Origin of the sequence: Streptomyces sp. NPDC049541 (assembly GCF_044465725.1) — a bacterium.
Taxonomy (GTDB): domain Bacteria; phylum Actinomycetota; class Actinomycetes; order Streptomycetales; family Streptomycetaceae; genus Streptomyces.
Window position 1 is genome coordinate 101008 of the sequence record NZ_JBITLY010000011.1, and the last position, 15842, is coordinate 116849.

The 15842-nt window shown below is 69.3% G+C and carries 15 protein-coding genes and 1 pseudogene; 6 read left to right on the plus strand and 10 right to left on the minus strand.

Annotated features, from left to right (window positions below):
- Nucleotides 1-22: 22 nt before the first annotated feature.
- From ACIBW9_RS33890 to ACIBW9_RS33900, 3 genes are read right to left on the minus strand one after another with little or no spacing between them, the layout of a single operon-like run.
- Nucleotides 23-829: an acetoacetate decarboxylase family protein gene (locus ACIBW9_RS33890; protein WP_398960847.1), complete on the minus strand. Its 807-nt coding sequence runs from the start codon at nt 827-829 to the stop codon at nt 23-25.
- Nucleotides 830-840: 11 nt separating this feature from the next.
- The gene (locus tag ACIBW9_RS33895) at nt 841-2061 is read right to left on the minus strand and encodes an NAD(P)/FAD-dependent oxidoreductase (protein ID WP_398960848.1); all 1221 of its coding nucleotides are present in this window, start codon (nt 2059-2061) and stop codon (nt 841-843) included.
- A gap of 5 nt (nt 2062-2066) precedes the next feature.
- A complete protein-coding gene (locus ACIBW9_RS33900) occupies nt 2067-2255 on the minus strand; it encodes a ferredoxin (RefSeq protein ID WP_398960849.1) in 189 nt (62 codons plus the stop codon).
- A 353-nt stretch (nt 2256-2608) separates the two neighbouring features.
- On the opposite strand from ACIBW9_RS33900, the gene ACIBW9_RS33905 reads away from it, so the two are divergent.
- The 3 genes from ACIBW9_RS33905 to ACIBW9_RS33915 all read left to right on the plus strand — a co-directional run bounded on the left by ACIBW9_RS33905 (nt 2609) and on the right by ACIBW9_RS33915 (nt 6337).
- Nucleotides 2609-3964 (plus strand): glutamine synthetase family protein, encoded by a 1356-nt coding sequence (locus ACIBW9_RS33905; RefSeq protein ID WP_398960850.1) that lies wholly within the window; start codon nt 2609-2611, stop codon nt 3962-3964.
- A gap of 37 nt (nt 3965-4001) precedes the next feature.
- Nucleotides 4002-5318 carry a cytochrome P450 gene (locus tag ACIBW9_RS33910; RefSeq protein ID WP_398960851.1) on the plus strand — a complete coding sequence of 439 codons (1317 nt, stop codon included), beginning with the start codon at nt 4002-4004 and terminating at the stop codon, nt 5316-5318.
- A gap of 80 nt (nt 5319-5398) precedes the next feature.
- A complete protein-coding gene (locus ACIBW9_RS33915) occupies nt 5399-6337 on the plus strand; it encodes a TIGR03619 family F420-dependent LLM class oxidoreductase (protein WP_398960852.1) in 939 nt (312 codons plus the stop codon).
- Between the two features lie 234 nt (nt 6338-6571).
- Here the strand turns inward: ACIBW9_RS33915 and ACIBW9_RS33920 are convergent, their stop codons facing one another.
- A complete protein-coding gene (locus tag ACIBW9_RS33920; RefSeq protein WP_398960853.1) occupies nt 6572-7387 on the minus strand; it encodes an NAD(P)H-binding protein in 816 nt (271 codons plus the stop codon).
- An 87-nt stretch (nt 7388-7474) separates the two neighbouring features.
- Here ACIBW9_RS33920 and ACIBW9_RS33925 point away from each other — a divergent pair, with 87 nt between their 5' ends.
- Entirely contained in the window at nt 7475-7897 is a 423-nt protein-coding gene (locus ACIBW9_RS33925) for a winged helix-turn-helix transcriptional regulator (protein ID WP_398960854.1), read from the plus strand.
- 368 nt (nt 7898-8265) lie between these two features.
- Here the strand turns inward: ACIBW9_RS33925 and ACIBW9_RS33930 are convergent, their stop codons facing one another.
- The 5 genes from ACIBW9_RS33930 to kdpF all read right to left on the minus strand — a co-directional run bounded on the left by ACIBW9_RS33930 (nt 8266) and on the right by kdpF (nt 13671).
- Nucleotides 8266-8949 carry a response regulator gene (locus ACIBW9_RS33930; RefSeq protein WP_398960855.1) on the minus strand — a complete coding sequence of 228 codons (684 nt, stop codon included), beginning with the start codon at nt 8947-8949 and terminating at the stop codon, nt 8266-8268.
- Between the two features lie 138 nt (nt 8950-9087).
- A complete protein-coding gene (locus tag ACIBW9_RS33935) occupies nt 9088-9756 on the minus strand; it encodes a potassium-transporting ATPase subunit C (RefSeq protein WP_398960856.1) in 669 nt (222 codons plus the stop codon).
- 5 nt (nt 9757-9761) lie between these two features.
- Entirely contained in the window at nt 9762-11897 is a 2136-nt protein-coding gene (kdpB, locus tag ACIBW9_RS33940; protein ID WP_398960857.1) for a potassium-transporting ATPase subunit KdpB, read from the minus strand.
- The gene (kdpA, locus tag ACIBW9_RS33945) at nt 11894-13573 is read right to left on the minus strand and encodes a potassium-transporting ATPase subunit KdpA (protein ID WP_398960858.1); all 1680 of its coding nucleotides are present in this window, start codon (nt 13571-13573) and stop codon (nt 11894-11896) included. Before kdpA ends, kdpB begins: the two co-directional genes overlap by 4 nt.
- An 8-nt stretch (nt 13574-13581) precedes the next feature.
- Nucleotides 13582-13671, minus strand: coding sequence for a K(+)-transporting ATPase subunit F (gene kdpF / locus ACIBW9_RS33950; RefSeq protein ID WP_016434100.1), 90 nt, complete (start codon nt 13669-13671; stop codon nt 13582-13584).
- A gap of 426 nt (nt 13672-14097) precedes the next feature.
- On the opposite strand from kdpF, the gene ACIBW9_RS33955 reads away from it, so the two are divergent.
- Complete coding sequence (locus tag ACIBW9_RS33955) at nt 14098-14256, plus strand: hypothetical protein (protein WP_398960859.1); 159 nt, start codon at nt 14098-14100, stop codon at nt 14254-14256.
- 504 nt (nt 14257-14760) lie between these two features.
- Here ACIBW9_RS33955 and ACIBW9_RS33960 read toward each other — a convergent pair.
- Nucleotides 14761-15156: pseudogene (locus tag ACIBW9_RS33960) on the minus strand (histidine kinase); the annotation flags it as partial.
- 221 nt (nt 15157-15377) lie between these two features.
- Between ACIBW9_RS33960 and ACIBW9_RS33965 the strand changes: the two are divergent.
- The gene (locus ACIBW9_RS33965; RefSeq protein ID WP_398960860.1) at nt 15378-15803 is read left to right on the plus strand and encodes a hypothetical protein; all 426 of its coding nucleotides are present in this window, start codon (nt 15378-15380) and stop codon (nt 15801-15803) included.
- Nucleotides 15804-15842 lie beyond the last annotated feature (39 nt).

The window sequence follows — 15842 nt, forward strand, 5'->3', positions numbered from 1 at the left end:
AGTCCTGTGGTCTGTACGCGGGTTACTCGGCACCGGACGTGCCGGACTCCAGCAGTCGGCCGCCGTCCCAGACGACACCGACCTGCCGGTAGTAGGCGGCGATCGGCTCGCGTATCTCCAGGCGTGCCAGTTCCTCGGTGGGCGCCTCGAACAGCTCCAGCTCGGCGTCGCCGCGCCACGGCTGCCCGCCCTCGAAGGAGGCGGCGCCGGACTCGATCAGCTCGTCGAGCGCCAGGCCCTTGCCCTTCTCGATGGAGGGCAGCCAGCGGTGGTGGGCCATGGGGTGGGCGTTGACGAAGCCATTGGTCTCGGACGGCTCGCGCAGGGTGACCACGGCCTGGGCCAGGCGCCGGTCAGCGGCGGCGAGGGTGGCGCCGAAGCGGGCGCCGGCCTCGATGCGCGGGGCGGGCCCGTAGGGGTGCGGGCGGGTCTGGTGGATCGAGCCGAGCTTCTTCGGATAGCCCTGGTGCAGTCCGCGCGCGATCGCGAAGTCCTTGTCGACCCAGATGTACACGCAGCGGGTGTAGGTCTGCCCCCGGTACTTGCAGCGCACGACCGCGAACGCCTCCTTGTACTGGGCGAGCACCGGGTCCAGCAGCTCCTGGCCCGATTCCGAGCAGGACTGCCAGTCGGCCCAGATCAGAGCGACCGCGCCAGGGTCCTCGTCGGCCAGCTCCAGTGGCTCGGGCAGCAGTTCACGCACCCGCGCGGGATCCGTGCGGTACTCGACGGTCAGGAGGTCGCCGGAGTAGCGCCACGGCGGGGACGGGATCAGTGAGGAGGTGCCGCTCGCCGTCTTGGGGTGGAAGTAACCACGGACAGTGGACATGAAGGGGTTCCTTACGCGGTGAGGGCGGGCTGCTTGAGCAACTGGGCGCGATAGCGGGCGGCGCCCATCGCGGCGGCCTGGCCGCCGAGCGCGACGACGCCGACGAGCCGACCGTCGGCGTGGTAGCCGACCAGGACGTCACCGTCGGGGTCGCCGTCCAGGATCCGTACGTCGTCCTTGCCCAGGACGGGGGCGCCGAAGGACTGCAGCCGGAAGTCGTGCTGGTCGCTCCAGAACGTCGGGAGCGGGGCGAAGGGCGCCAAGTCCCTGTCTGTGCCGGTGAGATGGGCGACGAGGGCCTTCGCGGCGTGCTTGGCCGTGTCGGTGGGGATGGACCAGTGCTCCACACGCCGGGGTACGCCGTCGTAGCGGGCGTTGGGGAAGCGGGCGACGTCGCCGACCGCGACGACCTCCGGCCGCCCCCCGACCCGCAGCTGCTCGCAGGTGAGGACGCCGTCACTGAGGTCGAGGCCGTTGCCCTCCAGCCACTCGGTGTTGGCCACGGAGCCGACCGACTCCACGACCACGTCGGCGGGCAGCAGGCTGCCGTCGCTCAGCACGACCCCGGTGACCCGGTCCTCGCCCTCGAAAGCGGACACTCCGGTGCCCAGTGCGAAGCGCACCCCGCGCTCCTCGTGCCGCTTCAGCAGCGCACGACCCAGCAGTTCGCCCAGCGGGCCGACCATGGGCAGGGGGAACGGATCGACGACGGTCACCTCACGGACGCCGAGGCCCACGGCGGTGGCGGCCACCTCGCAGCCGATGAAGCCGGCGCCGACCACGACCACGCGGGCACCGGGGCGGGTCAGCTCGTCGCGCAGGCCCTGGGCGTCGGCGAGGGTGCGGACGGTGTGGCGGCCGGTGAGCGGACCGGGGCAGCGCAGGCGCCGGGGTCGCATGCCGGTGGCGACGACCAGTCCGTCGTACGAGATCGCCGAGCCGTCGTCGAGTGCGACGACGCGCCGGTCGAGGTCGGCCGCGACGACCTTCGTGCCCAGCCGCCACTCCACGTCGGCTGCGGCCGCCTTCGGCGTGAAGGCCAGCGACTCGAAGGGTGCTGTGCCGGCCAGCACCTCCTTGGACAGCGGGGGCCGGTTGTAGGGCATGTGGGGCTCGTCACCGATGACGGTGATCGTCCCGGTCCAGCCCGCGGCGCGCAGCTGTTCGGCGGCGCGCAGGCCGCCCATGGAGCCGCCGGCGACGACGACACGTCCGGTCGTGTGCGCGGTCATGGCGGTCATCCCTCGATCCGGATGGCCTGCAGCGGACACACGTCGGCGGCCTCTTCGACCTCGTCGCGCAGCGCGTCGTCGGGGTCGGACACGTACGCCAGGTGTCCGTCGTCGTCCATCGAGAAGACGTCGGGGGCGGCGAAGACGCACTGGCCGTGGTCCTGGCACTTGTTCATGTCGACGACGACCTTCATGGCGGTCCTCCTGAGGGGTGAGGCGTCGGAGCAAGGAAGAGGGGGAAGAGACGGGCCCGGCCCGGGTTGAGCCGGGCCCGTCGGCCAAAGGGGGCGAAAATCCATCGGATGCCCGCGCCCCTCACTCGTTTGGCTTCAAACAAGATAGGAAGCCACCCGACCCTGGTCAATACCTGTCCAGATGGATAACTTTTTTCTACCAGCCCCTTGCGGGCCGGCAACCCTCTCCATATCGTTCGGGATCAAATGACTAGCCCGGGTGCGCTTCTCCGCCGCCTCGGCTTCCCTCCTCCGCACCCCCTCCCCAGTGCCCCCGGCACCGGGAGTCCCTTCCTTCCGCCAAGGAGACACTGGTGAGCGCATCCGACACCTCAGACATCCGCCGGCACATGGAGCGGCTCGCCGCCGCGGGCGTCGACGTGGTCCGCGTGGTCTACCCCGACCTGATCGGCACCGACCGCGCTCGCGAGGTGCTGCTGGACCATCTGCCGTCGGCCTGCGAGCACGGCCTCGCCTTCTGCCGCGCCGTCTACCACACCACCCCGCAGGGCGACGTGGTCCCGGTCGCGGGCGGTCTGGACGCCGGTCTGCCGGACGTGACCGTACGCCCCGACCTGTCCACCCTGGCCGTCCTGCCCTGGGAGCCGGGGGTCGCCACCTGTCTCGGCGAGGTCACCGACCCGGCGACCAATGCCCCGGCGCCCGAGTCCCCCCGCGACCTGCTGCGCACCGTCCTGGCCCGCTGCGCCGAGCAGGGACTGCGCCCCGTGGTCGGCCCCGAGCTGGAGTACTTCCTGCTGGAGGCCGCCCCCGGCACCCCGACCGGCTGGCGCCGCTCACCGGAGACCACCGGCGCCGTCTACACCGCGGGCCTGCGGGCCGACCCCGACAACCACCTGCTGCGCACTCTGCGCGCGCTGCGCGACCTGGGGCTGGGTGTCGTCACCGGCAACCACGAGTTCGACGGCGGCCAGTACGAGATCAACCTGACCCATTCCGCCGCCCTCGACGCCGCCGACCGCGCCTTCCGCTTCAAGGCCGCCGTCAAGGAACTGGCCCGCAAGGAAGGCAACCTCGCCACCTTCATGGCCAAGCCCTTCGGCGACGCGGGCGGCTCCGGCTTCCACCTCCACCTGTCGTGCAACGACGCCGACAACCACAACGCCTTCGACGACCCGGCGGGCTCGTACGGCCTGTCCGCCACGGCCCGGCACGCCATCGCGGGCATCCTCGCCCACGCGCCCGCGCTCGCGGCCCTGGCCAACCCGACCGTGAACTCCTACAAGCGCTTCGGCCCGGACACCCTCGCACCCTGGCTGATCGACTGGGGCCTCGACAACCGCAGCGCCATGGTCCGCATCCCACCGGAGCGCGGGGGCGGGGCGCGGCTGGAGCTCCGGCTGGGCGACGCAAGCGCCAACCCGTACCTGCTGATCGCCGGCACGATCGCCGCCGCGCTGCTCGGCGTCCAGGCCGGCGAGGAACCGCCCACCCCCCTGGAGGGCTACGGCTACGACACCTCCCGTGCCGCCCTGCTGCCCCAGAGTCTGTCGGCCGCGCTCGACGCGCTGGAGTCGGACACCGCCCTGACCGACCTGCTCGGCAAGGACTTCACCACGTCCTTCCTCACCTACAAGCGCGACGAGCTCGAACGCTTCGGGCGCCACGTCACCGACTGGGAGTTCACCGAGTACGCCTACCACCTGTGAGCCCGCCCCCGAAACCCTCGCCCGAAGGAACCACCCCATGACCAGCCCCACCGTTCCCGCCGTCCCCACCACCCGGGCCGAGCTGCGCGCAGCCCTCGACGAGCCCCTGCCGCTCGACCGGGTGGACCTCGCGGACCTCGACAACTTCGCCGACGGCATCACCCCGTGGCGCATGTTCCACACCCTGCGCCACCAGGACCCGGTCCACTGGCAGCCCGAAGAGGCCCCCAACTCCGGCTTCTGGTCGGTGACCCGCCACGCCGACATCGCCACCGTCGACCGCGACCCGGAGACCTTCACCTCCACGCGCTTCGTCAACCTCGAAGAACTGGACGACGACCAGATCAAGAAGCGCGCCTCCATCCTGGAGATGGACGGCGTCCGCCACCGCGCCCTGCGCAGCGTGATCCAGCGGCAGTTCGGCGCGAGCGTCATCAACAGCTACAGCGACTTCCTGCGCGGTCTGACCGCCAAGACGCTGGATGCGGCCCTCGCCAAGGGCACCTTCGACTTCGTCGCCGACGTCTCCGCCGACTTCCCCATCAACGTCCTGGCCCGGCTCCTCGACGTCCCGCCGGAGGACAACCAGCAGCTCATCGACTGGGGCAACCGCATCATCGGCAACACCGACCCCGACTACGCGGACGTCCTGCTGCACAGCGCGGAGAGCGAGAAGTACCGCGACCTGCCGTTCCGTTCCCCCGCGTCGATCGAAGTCTTCGAGTACGGCAGGGAGCTGGCGCGGCAGCGGCGCGGCGGCGACGGTACGGACCTGGTCTCGAAGCTGGTCAACACCACGCCGCGCGACGGCGTCCCGCTCTCGGCCCAGGACTTCGACAACTACTTCCTGCTCCTGGTGGTGGCGGGCAACGAGACCACCCGCCACACCATCTCCCACTCCATGCTGGCCCTCCTCCAGCACCCCGAGCAGCTGGCGAAGCTGAAGGACGACCCGTCGCTGATCCCCACGGCGGTCGAGGAGTTCCTGCGCTGGGCCTCCCCCGTCTACCACTTCCGCCGCACCGCCACCCGCGACGTCGAACTCGGCGGCAAGCACATCAAGGAAGGCGACAAGGTCGTCATGTGGTACGCCTCCGGCAACCGGGACGAGCAGGTCTTCGGCAACCCGTACGACTTCGACGTCACCCGGGAGAACAACGACCACGTCACCTTCGGCAAGGGCAGCCCCCACCTGTGCCTGGGCAACCTTCTCGCCCGCACCGAGATCCGCATCATGTTCGAGGAGCTCATCCCGCGCATCGCCGACATCAGGCTCGCCGGCGATGTCCCCCGGGTCCGCTCCAACTTCGTCAACGGCATCAAGCACCTGCCGGTCGAGGTCACCCTCGCCTGACCGCCGGCCGCAGCCGTCCAGACGGCTGCGGCCACCCCTCACTTCTGCCCTCAGACACGCCCGCCTTGAGGATCGCCACGATGACCACTCCCCGCATGCAGCTCGTCCTGAGCGAGAACTGGACCATGACCGCAGGCCGCGCGGACCTGCCGACCGTGGTCCGCTGGGCCCGCGAGGCCGAGGACGCCGGATTCGACTCCGTGATGATCAGCGAACACATCGTGCTCGGTCCGGACGCAGGCGCGAACGGCGTGATGGGCAATCCCCGCGACTACGCCCTGCCGGGCAACCAGCACCCGCACACCCCATGGCCCAACTCGCTCATGCTGCTCAGCGCGATCGCCGCCGTCACCGAGCGCCTGCGCCTCGCCGCGTCGGCGGTCATCGCTCCCCTCCGGCACCCCCTGCTCCTGGCCCGCGAGCTCGGCACCCTCGACCTTCTGTCCGAGGGCCGTCTGATGGTGCTGCCCAACGTCAGCTGGAGCCGGGACGAGTACGCGGCACTCGGTGTCCCGTTCTCCCGGCGCGGCAAGCTCCTCGATGAACACCTGGAGATCTGGGCGAAGTTGTGGGGCCCCTCCCCCGTGTCCCACGAGAGCGAGTACTACACCTTCCAGGACGTCTACTTCGAGCCCAAGGCATACCGTCCGGACGGCCCCCGACTGTGTTTCGGTGGGGCGGGCATGCACGAGGCGATGGTCCGCAGGATCGTCCAGTACGGCCACGCCTTCAACCCGCTGGGCAAAGTGACGCCCGAGCAGATGCAGACGCTGAAGACCGCGATGGCCGCCGCGGGCCGCGACATCGCCGACCTGGAGATGATCGGCGGCACCCGCGCCGTGTTCCCCGACGACGACTCCTGCGCCGACCTCGCCCAGACCCTCGAGCCCATCCCCGCACAGATGGCCCAAGGATTCACCACCTTCTGCATCAAGCCCTCGCAGTTCACCGACGACCCGAACGCAGTGGGCGCCTTCTGCCGCGAGGTGATGCGCCGCGTGGAGTCGCTGACCGCCTGACGGCGCCGGCCGATGTCCCGCATCGCGGCTCGAGCAGCCCGCCGACGACAAGCGGCACCGGGCCTCGGAGAACGAATCGAACGAGCCATGGACCACTGCATGACGACTCCCGACAAAGCACCCGAGAGATACCCATCTCGGCGGCACCCTGCGCGATCGGTCGGGCGCGGCAGCGGCCGGTCAGACGACGGCGGGCTTCGATGGGCAGCGGCGCATTGCGGTGAACCATCCGTGTCAGCCGGCGTCGGGGCGCATCGCGGCAGCGGTGTTCGTGGCGACGGTGAGCGGGTCGGTGAGCGGTCGGCCGAGTAGTTGGGCGAGGTCGGGGCTGGTGGTGCTGAGAAAGCCGTGGCGGACGCTGGTCGCGATCGAAACGAGCATCGGCGGCTGGAACGGCAGGAGCGCCTCGTCGGCGAGGAGTTGGGCCCGGTACTCCCCGAGCCCGATGGTCCGGTGCGCGACTCCGAGGGATTCGGCGATGCTGACAGCACTGATCGGTTCGCCGACCAGGTCGTAGGTCTTGCCGGCGTGCGGGGAAGGATCGCCGGCCACGACGGCTGCTGCCGCGGCCAGGTCCGCCCGCGCCACAGCAGCGAGCGCGCCGTCGGCGAACGCTGACTCCACGCCGCCGGCAGTCCAGGTCAGAAGCGCCCCGAAGAGTTCGGCGTACAGTCCGTTGCGCAGAACCGTCCACCCAAGTCCACTGGCCTTGATCAGCTGCTCGGTGACCCGATGGGCGAGCGCGAAGCCGAGGTGGTCACCGTCACCGGTCAGGCTGGTATAGATCACGTGACTCACGCCGTCGCGCACCGCAGCGTCCAGAGCTGCCTGGTGCCGGGCGATGACCTGGTCGTCCTCGGCGTACCCCGCCGAGACGAGGACCAGCGTGGAAACGCCGGTGAGGTCGAGGCTCGCGGGGTCGTCGAAGTCGAGCCGCCGCTGCCCTTCTGCGGGCGATCGAGTGCCGCCCAGAGCGGGCACGTGGCGCTCCGCCAACTCCTGGAGCGTGAGAGAGGCGAGCCGTCCGTTCGCACCGGTCACCATGATCATTGTCGTTCTGTCTCCTACCGTGGTTCTCTTCAGTAACTACGGTGAGATCCTCAACCGGCCCAGATCGACCCACAAGGAGGCAGTTTCGTGTCAGTGACGCACACCGAGGTAACCACTGGACCCGCTGAACTCGAACCCTGCGGACAGCAGCACCACCCCGACTGCGGCATCCGCGACGTCCTCGACCGGGTCGGTGACAAGTGGTCGGTCCTCGTCATCGTCGAACTCGCCGGCGGCCCGCGGCGCTTCCGGCACCTTCAGCGCGCCATTGACGGGATCTCTCAGCGCATGCTGACCCTTACGGTGCGTCGGCTGGAGCGAGACGGTCTGGTCCTTCGGACCGTGTATCCGACCGTGCCGGCCCAGGTCGACTACAGGCTCACCGAGACGGGCGCAAGCCTGACCCACCTCGTCAAGGCACTCGCCGACTGGTCACTCGAACACCGAGCCCACATCGCTCGCGCCCGCGAGTCCTACGACAGCGAGCACCCCGACAACGAGATCCGCTGATCAGCGAAACGTCATCAACCTCCTGACCCGCAACAACCAGTCGCTGTCCGTCGATCTCGTCGACGTAGTCGCGCAGCAGGGAGCCGGGCACCTCGATTCCGGGCGCGGGGTTGACGCTGATGGCGACGATCGCCCGGTCCAGGGGGTGCGTTTCGTCCGCGGTGAGCTTCGTGAGCTGGGTGAGCGCGGGTCACATCAGGACGTCGCGGGCGGCCTCCCACGACACGCCGGACTCCGTGAAGCGGTAGCCCCGTTCGGCGATGTCCCGTCAAGCGTTCGATCCTGCGGCGCGCCTCGGAGAGCATGGCGTAGGTCTTGCCGACGCCAGGTGCGCGCCGAGGTGGATCCGGAGCTTTCCGGGTGCCATGTCATCCCTCGAAGCGGTAGCCCATGCCGGGCTCGGTGATCAGATGGCGGGGGTGGGACGGGTCCGTCTCCAGCTTGCGGCGCAGCTGGGCCATGTAGACCCGCAGATAGTTGGTCTTGTTGCTCTGGGACACCCCCCAGACCTCCTGCAGCAGGTGTTTCTGGGTGACCAGTCGGCCGGGGTTGGTGATCAGGATCTCCAGCAGATGCCATTCCGTCGGCGTCAGCCGCACGTCCCGCCCGCTCCGTACGACCCTCTTGGCCAGCAGGTCGACGCTGAACTCCTCGGTCTCCACCACCGTCGCCTCGGGAACGAGCGGGGCGTCCTCCCTGCGGCGGACCGCGGCCCGCAGCCGGGCCAGAAGCTCGTCCATGCTGAAGGGCTTGGTGATGTAGTCGTCGGCGCCCGCGTCGAGTGCCGCGACCTTCTCCCCCGACGCCTGCCGGGCGGACAGAACCAGGATCGGTACGCGGGTCCAGCCGCGCAGGGCCTTGATGACGTCGACACCGTCCATGTCGGGCAGGCCGAGGTCGAGCATCACCACGTCCGGCTGGCGCGCGGCAGCGAGACGGAGGGCGGTGGCACCGTCGGGGGCGGCGTCCACTCCGTACCGGCGCGCCTGCATGTTGATCACGAGGGCCCGTACGAGCTGCGGGTCGTCCTCCACCACCAACACCCTGGTCATGGGTGTACGCCTTTCGTGTCGTACGGGCAGTCGGGAAGTCCGGCAACGGCTCAACCGGCCTCATGGCGGCGGGAGTCGGCGGAGCCGGGGTGTGCCGCCCCGGCTCCGCCGATTCCCACGCGGTTCGCCACAACGCCATCAGCCCTTGGCCAGGAGGTCCTTGAGCGCGATGTTCAACTCCAGGACGTTCACCCGGGGTTCGCCCATGAAGCCGAGTGTGCGGCCCTCGGTGTGGTCCTTGACCAGCTTCTCCACCTGGGTGACGGACAGGCCGTTCTTCTCGGCGATCCGATGGACCTGGATCTCCGCGTACTGCGGGGAGATGTCCGGGTCCAGGCCGGAGCCGGATGAGGTGACCGCGTCGGCGGGGACCTCGGACGCCTTGACCGTGTAGCCGGGCACGGAGTTGTCCTTGATGACAGCCGCCTTGGCGGCCTTCACCTGCTGGATGAGGTCCTTGTTGTCGGCGGAGAGGTTGGTGGCGCCGGACAGCAGCAGCTTGTACTGCGTGTTGACGCTGTTGCTGCCGAGGCCGTTCTGCGGGCGGCCCTGGAACCACTCGAGGTCGGGCTCCGGGGTCTGCTGGCCCTTCTTCAGGGGCAGGTTGTACGACTGCCCGATCAGGGACGAGCCGACGACCTTGCCGTCCGCCTTGATCTCGGAGCCGTTCGCCTTGTCGTGGAACAGCGCCTGTGCGATGCCGGTGACGACCAGCGGGTAGATGACGCCGGTCACCAGGGTCAGCACGAGGAGGGCGCGCAGACCCGCCCCGAGCAACCGGGCTGTGTTCGTAACGGAGTTGTTCATGGCGATCAGCCGCCGATTCCGGGGATGAGGGAGATGAGCAGGTCGATGGCCTTGATGCCGATGAACGGGGCGATCAGTCCGCCGATGCCGTAGATCGTCAGGTTGCGCCGCAGCATCTTGTCGGCGCTGACCGGCCGGTACTGCACGCCCCTCAGGGAGAGCGGCACCAGCGCGATGATGATCAGCGCGTTGAAGACGACCGCGGACAGGATCGCGGAGTCCGGCGAGGACAGCCCCATGATGTTGAGCTTGTCCAGGCCGGGGTACACGGCGGCGAACAGCGCCGGGATGATCGCGAAGTACTTCGCGACGTCGTTGGCGATGGAGAAGGTCGTGAGCGCTCCGCGCGTGATCAGCAGTTGCTTGCCGATCTCGACGATTTCGATGAGCTTGGTCGGGTTGGAGTCGAGGTCGACCATGTTGCCGGCCTCCTTGGCGGCCGACGTACCGGTGTTCATCGCCACGCCGACGTCCGCCTGGGCCAGCGCGGGCGCGTCGTTCGTGCCGTCGCCGGTCATAGCGACGAGCTTGCCGCCCGCCTGCTCCCGCTTGATGAGCGCCATCTTGTCCTCGGGCGTGGCCTCCGCGAGGAAGTCGTCGACGCCCGCCTCCTCGGCGATCGCCTTGGCCGTCAGCGGGTTGTCCCCCGTGATCATGACGGTCTTGATGCCCATGCGCCGCAGCTCGTCGAACCGCTCCCGCATGCCGTCCTTGACGACGTCCTTGAGGTGGATGACACCCAGCACCCGGGCGCCCTGGTCGTCGTTCACGGCGACCAGCAGCGGGGTGCCGCCCGCCTGCGAGATGGCGTTGGCAACGGTGTCCGCGTCCTCGGGGACCGTGCCGCCCTGCTCCTGGACCCAGGCGATGACCGAACCGGCCGCGCCCTTGCGGATCTTCTTCCCGTCCACGTCCACGCCCGACATCCGGGTCTGGGCGGTGAAGGCGATCCACTCGGCGTGCGCCAACTCCCCCTGGTGACGCTCGCGCAGCCCGTACGCCTCCTTCGCCAGTACGACGATGGAACGGCCCTCGGGCGTCTCGTCGGCCAGCGACGACAGCTGGGCGGCGTCGGCGAGTTCGCCCTGCGGCACGCCGCGCACCGGCACGAACTCGGACGCCTGCCGGTTGCCGAGGGTGATCGTGCCGGTCTTGTCGAGCAGCAGCGTCGACACGTCACCGGCCGCCTCCACCGCACGACCCGACATGGCCAGGACGTTGCGCTGGACGAGCCGGTCCATGCCCGCGATGCCGATGGCCGACAGCAGGGCGCCGATCGTCGTCGGGATCAGGCAGACCAACAGGGCGACCAGCACGACCATCGTCAGATGCGTGCCCGCGTAGTCCGCGAACGGCGGCAGGGTCGCCACCGCGAGCAGGAAGACGATGGTCAACGAGGCGAGCAGGATGTTCAGCGCGATCTCGTTGGGCGTCTTCTGCCGCGAGGCGCCCTCCACCAGGTTGATCATCCGGTCGATGAAGGTCTCGCCCGGCTTCGTCGTGATCCTGATGACGATGCGGTCGGACAGCACCTTCGTACCGCCGGTCACGGCGCTGCGGTCACCGCCCGACTCACGGATGACCGGAGCCGACTCACCGGTGATCGCCGACTCGTCGACCGATGCGACGCCCTCGACGACGTCACCATCGCCGGGGATGATGTCGCCGGCCTCGCAGACAACCAGGTCGCCGATGGTCAGGTCGGTCCCGGGCACCTGCTCCTCGCGGTCGTCGAGGAGCCGACGTGCCACCGTGTCGGTCTTGGCCTTGCGCAGGGTGTCGGCCTGCGCCTTGCCGCGGCCCTCTGCGACGGCCTCCGCCAGGTTGGCGAAGACGACGGTCAGCCACAGCCAGGCGCTGATCGCCCAGCCGAACCAGTCCCCCGGGTCCTTGAAGGAGAAGACGGTGGTCAGGACGGAGCCGATCCAGACCACGAACATCACGGGGGACTTGACCATCACCCGCGGGTCGAGCTTGCGGAAGGCGTCCGGCAGCGACCTGACGAGCTGCTTGGGGTCGAAGAGGCCCGCGCCGACACGTCCTTCGGCGGGCTTGTGCCCGGTGGGTACGTCGCTGTGCGGCGCCCGGGCCGGAGTGGCTGTGGACATCGAGTCCTCTTGCTTGGTTACGTCGGTTGTCATGACGCCAGCCCCTCGGCGAGCGGGCCCAGCGCCAGTGCCGGGAAGTAGGTCAGACCGGTGATGATCAGGATCGCGCCCACCAGCAACCCGGTGAACAGCGGCTTCTCGGTGCGCAGGGTGCCCGCGGTCTCCGGGACCGGTTTCTGCTCGGCGAGCGAACCGGCCAGCGCCAGCACGAAGATCATGGGCAGGAAGCGGCCGAGGATCATCGCCAGACCGGTCATCGTGTTGTACCAGTCGGTGTTCGCGTTCAGGCCGGCGAAGGCGGAACCGTTGTTGTTGGAGGCGGACGTGAAGGCGTACAGGACCTCGGAGAACCCGTGCGCGCCGGAGTTGAGCATCGAGTGCGGTGGCGTCGGCAGGGCCATCGAGGCGGCAGTGAAGATCAGCACCAGGGCCGGGGTGATGAGGATGTAGCAGGCGGCCAGCTTGATCTCGCGGGAGCCGATCTTCTTGCCGAGGTACTCAGGCGTACGGCCGACCATCAGACCGGCGATGAACACCGCGATGACCGCCATGATCAGCATGCCGTAGAGGCCGGAGCCGGTGCCGCCGGGCGCGATCTCGCCCAGCTGCATGCCCAGGATGGTGATGCCGCCGCCGAGGCCGGTGTACGAGGAGTGGAAGGAGTCCACCGCGCCGGTTGACGTCAGCGTGGTCGACACCGCGAAGATCGACGAGGAGCCGACGCCGAAGCGGACCTCCTTGCCCTCGTACGCCCCGCCCGCCAGCTGCAGCGCCGGCCCGTGGTGGGCGAACTCGGTCCACATCATCAGCGCGACGAAGCCCAGCCAGATGGTGCACATCGTGGCAAGGATCGCGTAGCCCTGCTTGACCGAACCGACCATGACGCCGAAGGTCCGGGTCAGCGCGAACGGGATGACGAGCAGCAGGAAGATCTCGAAGAGGTTGGTGAACGGGGTGGGGTTCTCGAAGGGGTGAGCACTGTTGGCGTTGAAGTAGCCGCCGCCGTTCGTACCGAACTCCTTGATGGCCTCCTGCGAGGCCACCGCGCCGCCGTTCCACTGCTGGTGGCCCCCCATGCTGTGCCCATTAAAGAATTGGCCGACCTCGTGGATGCCGGAGAAGTTCTGGATCGCACCGCACGCGACCAGCACGATCGCCGCGATGAAGGCTCCCGGAAGCAGGATGCGGATCGTGCCGCGCACCATGTCGGACCAGAAGTTGCCGAGTTCACCGGTGCGCGAGCGCGCGAAGCCTCGCACGAGCGCCACCGCTACGGCGATACCGACGGCCGCGGAGACGAAGTTCTGCACGGCCAGCCCGGCGGTCTGCACAACGTGCCCCATGGCCTGCTCGCCGTAGTACGACTGCCAGTTGGTGTTGGTCACGAAGGACGCGGCGGTGTTGAACGCCTGCGCCGGCTCGATCGACGAGAAGCCCAGCGAGCCGGGCAGGACGCCCTGCAGCCGCTGCAGCAGGTAGAGGAAGAGCACGCTGACCGCGGAGAAGGCGAGCACGCCGCGCAGGTACACCGGCCAGCGCATCTGCGCATCGGGATTGGCGCCGATGCCCTTGTAGATCCACTTCTCGACGCGCCAGTGCTTGTCGGAGGAGTAGACCCTGGCCATGTAGTTGCCGAGGGGGACGTAGGCCAGCGCCAGCGCGCCTATGAGGGCCAGCAACTGGAGGAAGCCGGCGAGTACGGGACCCATGTGGTGGCTCAGAACCTCTCCGGGAAGATCAGGGCGAGGACGAGATATCCCAGCAGGGCGACGGCCACGACCAGGCCGACGATGTTCTCGGCGGTCACAGCTTGGTCACCCCCTTGGCGACGAGGGCCACCAGCGCGAAGCACGCGATCGTGGTGACGACGAAGGCCAGATCGGCCATCGTGAGCTCCTGGAGAGGGCGTGGGAATCCGCGAGCGGATCGGACGACTAGAGGAAACCGCGTCCCTGGCCGGATCCGAGCGCCGTTGACGGGTCCCATACGGCGGCCCGCACACCTTTGACGCGACTCTGACGGCAACCGTGCCGCGGCTAGGTCCGGCGGTTCGCCGCACTGTGCCCCGCCGCGTTTCCGCCGATGAGGGCTGGTTGTCGTCCCGTCGGCTGCTGCGCGAGCGCAGGGTCCGTACGGATGCTCCGCTGTCCGTTCGCTGTCCGGACGGCATTCCCCAACGGCTCCTGCTGCGGGAACGTTCGGCGGGCGCGTCGAGCTCGATCCCGAGATCCTCGTGACAAACCCTCGGCTGTGGAATCGCCTGGACGAGGGCGCCCGGAAGTCGGTGGCCGACGGCATGCTGCTGTGCGGTGGGACGGCGTTGCGGCTGATCTCTCTGCGGGTCGACCGGGAGACGGCACGCGCCGTATTCAACGCTTCCGGAATGGAGTGAGTTCCGGGCACTCAGCCGGCTGGCCCGGCCGTGTCCAGGGCGGCGCCTGGGACGTGCTGCTCGATCTCGCCCTCCGGCCAGCCGCCGGCGTCCACGTCCCAGGAGCGTCTGCCCACCGTCACGCCGCCGTCGCCTCGCAGGCGGGGAGGCTGTCCCAGCAGGGTGCCGGATTCGAAGCGGCAGGCGCGCAGGCCGAGCCGATCGGTCAGTTCCCGGTACCTCGTCGACCACGGTGTCCGAGGTCAGGGGCCGCTACGCGCTGGATCCGTGATACTGATGACCTCCAACCTGCGTGCACGCATGGCCAGTTGGGACACCGCGATGCCGACTACCAGCAGCAGGACCGCCGTCTCGATGTCGGCGGACGCGCTGACGTCGGCCCAAGCACGGCGACCGCGACGACCGCCATGACCAGGACGAGCGCGGCATTGGTGTGGAGCGGTCCGTGCGAAACGGCACGAGGGCCTGGGCCACCAGGAGAGGGACGACCAGACCTGCCGCGACACGCGCGAACTCCACCAGCGCGGTGGCCACGTCGTCGACGACGATCGAGTGGTAGCTGCCGCCGAGGTCCTCCACCAGTCGGCGCTGCCGGGCCAGCGAGGCATGCGAGACGCCGGCCGCGAGGCCGTCGCTACGGGCCACATGCACGGCGAGCAGATCGCCGCCGGCCGACCGGGCAGCGATGCGGGCGGCCCGCCGGATCAGCGTGTCCCCCTCCGAGCCGCCCGTCAGGGCCACCACGATCCGCTCGCGCGTCTCCCACACCCCGCCGATGCCGTGCTGCGAGCGGTACTCCTGGAGCGCCTCGTCGACCCGGTCGGCCACCCACAGCAACGCCAACTGACGCAGGAGGTTGCCGGGCCCGAAGTAGTTGGCGAGGGCCGCGTCGACCTGTTCGCGCGTCCACACCGGCTGACGGCGATTCCGGCGACCGCGTAAGGATCCCGTCAGGATTGGCCCGTACGGCGCTAGGGCACCGTTAGCGACAGTCGCCGACCTGCGCACGGGCGCATAGCGTCAGCGGCATGCGACGGAGCGGCCCGGTCGGCTCGGCCGGCGACCGCCACTGGTGTGGCAGCGTTCGGCTTGCGTTGAGTTGCGCCCTGGTGTTCGGCGCCATGAGCGTCCTGATCGACTGGGATGCCGGAAGCCTGACGCCCCTACGCACCCTGCTCTGGGTCATCCTTTCAGCCGCCGTATGCGCCGTTCTGCTCCCGCCGCGGGTGAGTGCGGGCCCCGGCTGGCTCGCGGCACGCGCTGCATGGCGTCGGCGAGTGATCCACACGGATGCGCTGACCGCCGTACGGCAGTACGACGGCGTCTCCTCCCACCTGGTCCTGCGGGACGTCCACGGCCATCGCCTCGAACTCGACCCCCGGATCCTCGCGGCCAATCCGCTGCTCTGGCACGAGCTCGACACGGGTGTCCGCCGCTCCCTGGAACGCGGAACGCTCTGCCTGGGAGCGGATGTCATGGCGCGGCTGGGGGATCACATCGACCACGAGACGGTGCAGGCGGTGTTTCGGGCGTCGGGACTTTCCTGATCCACACCGGACGCCTTGCCGATTCCCGTCTTTTCTCCG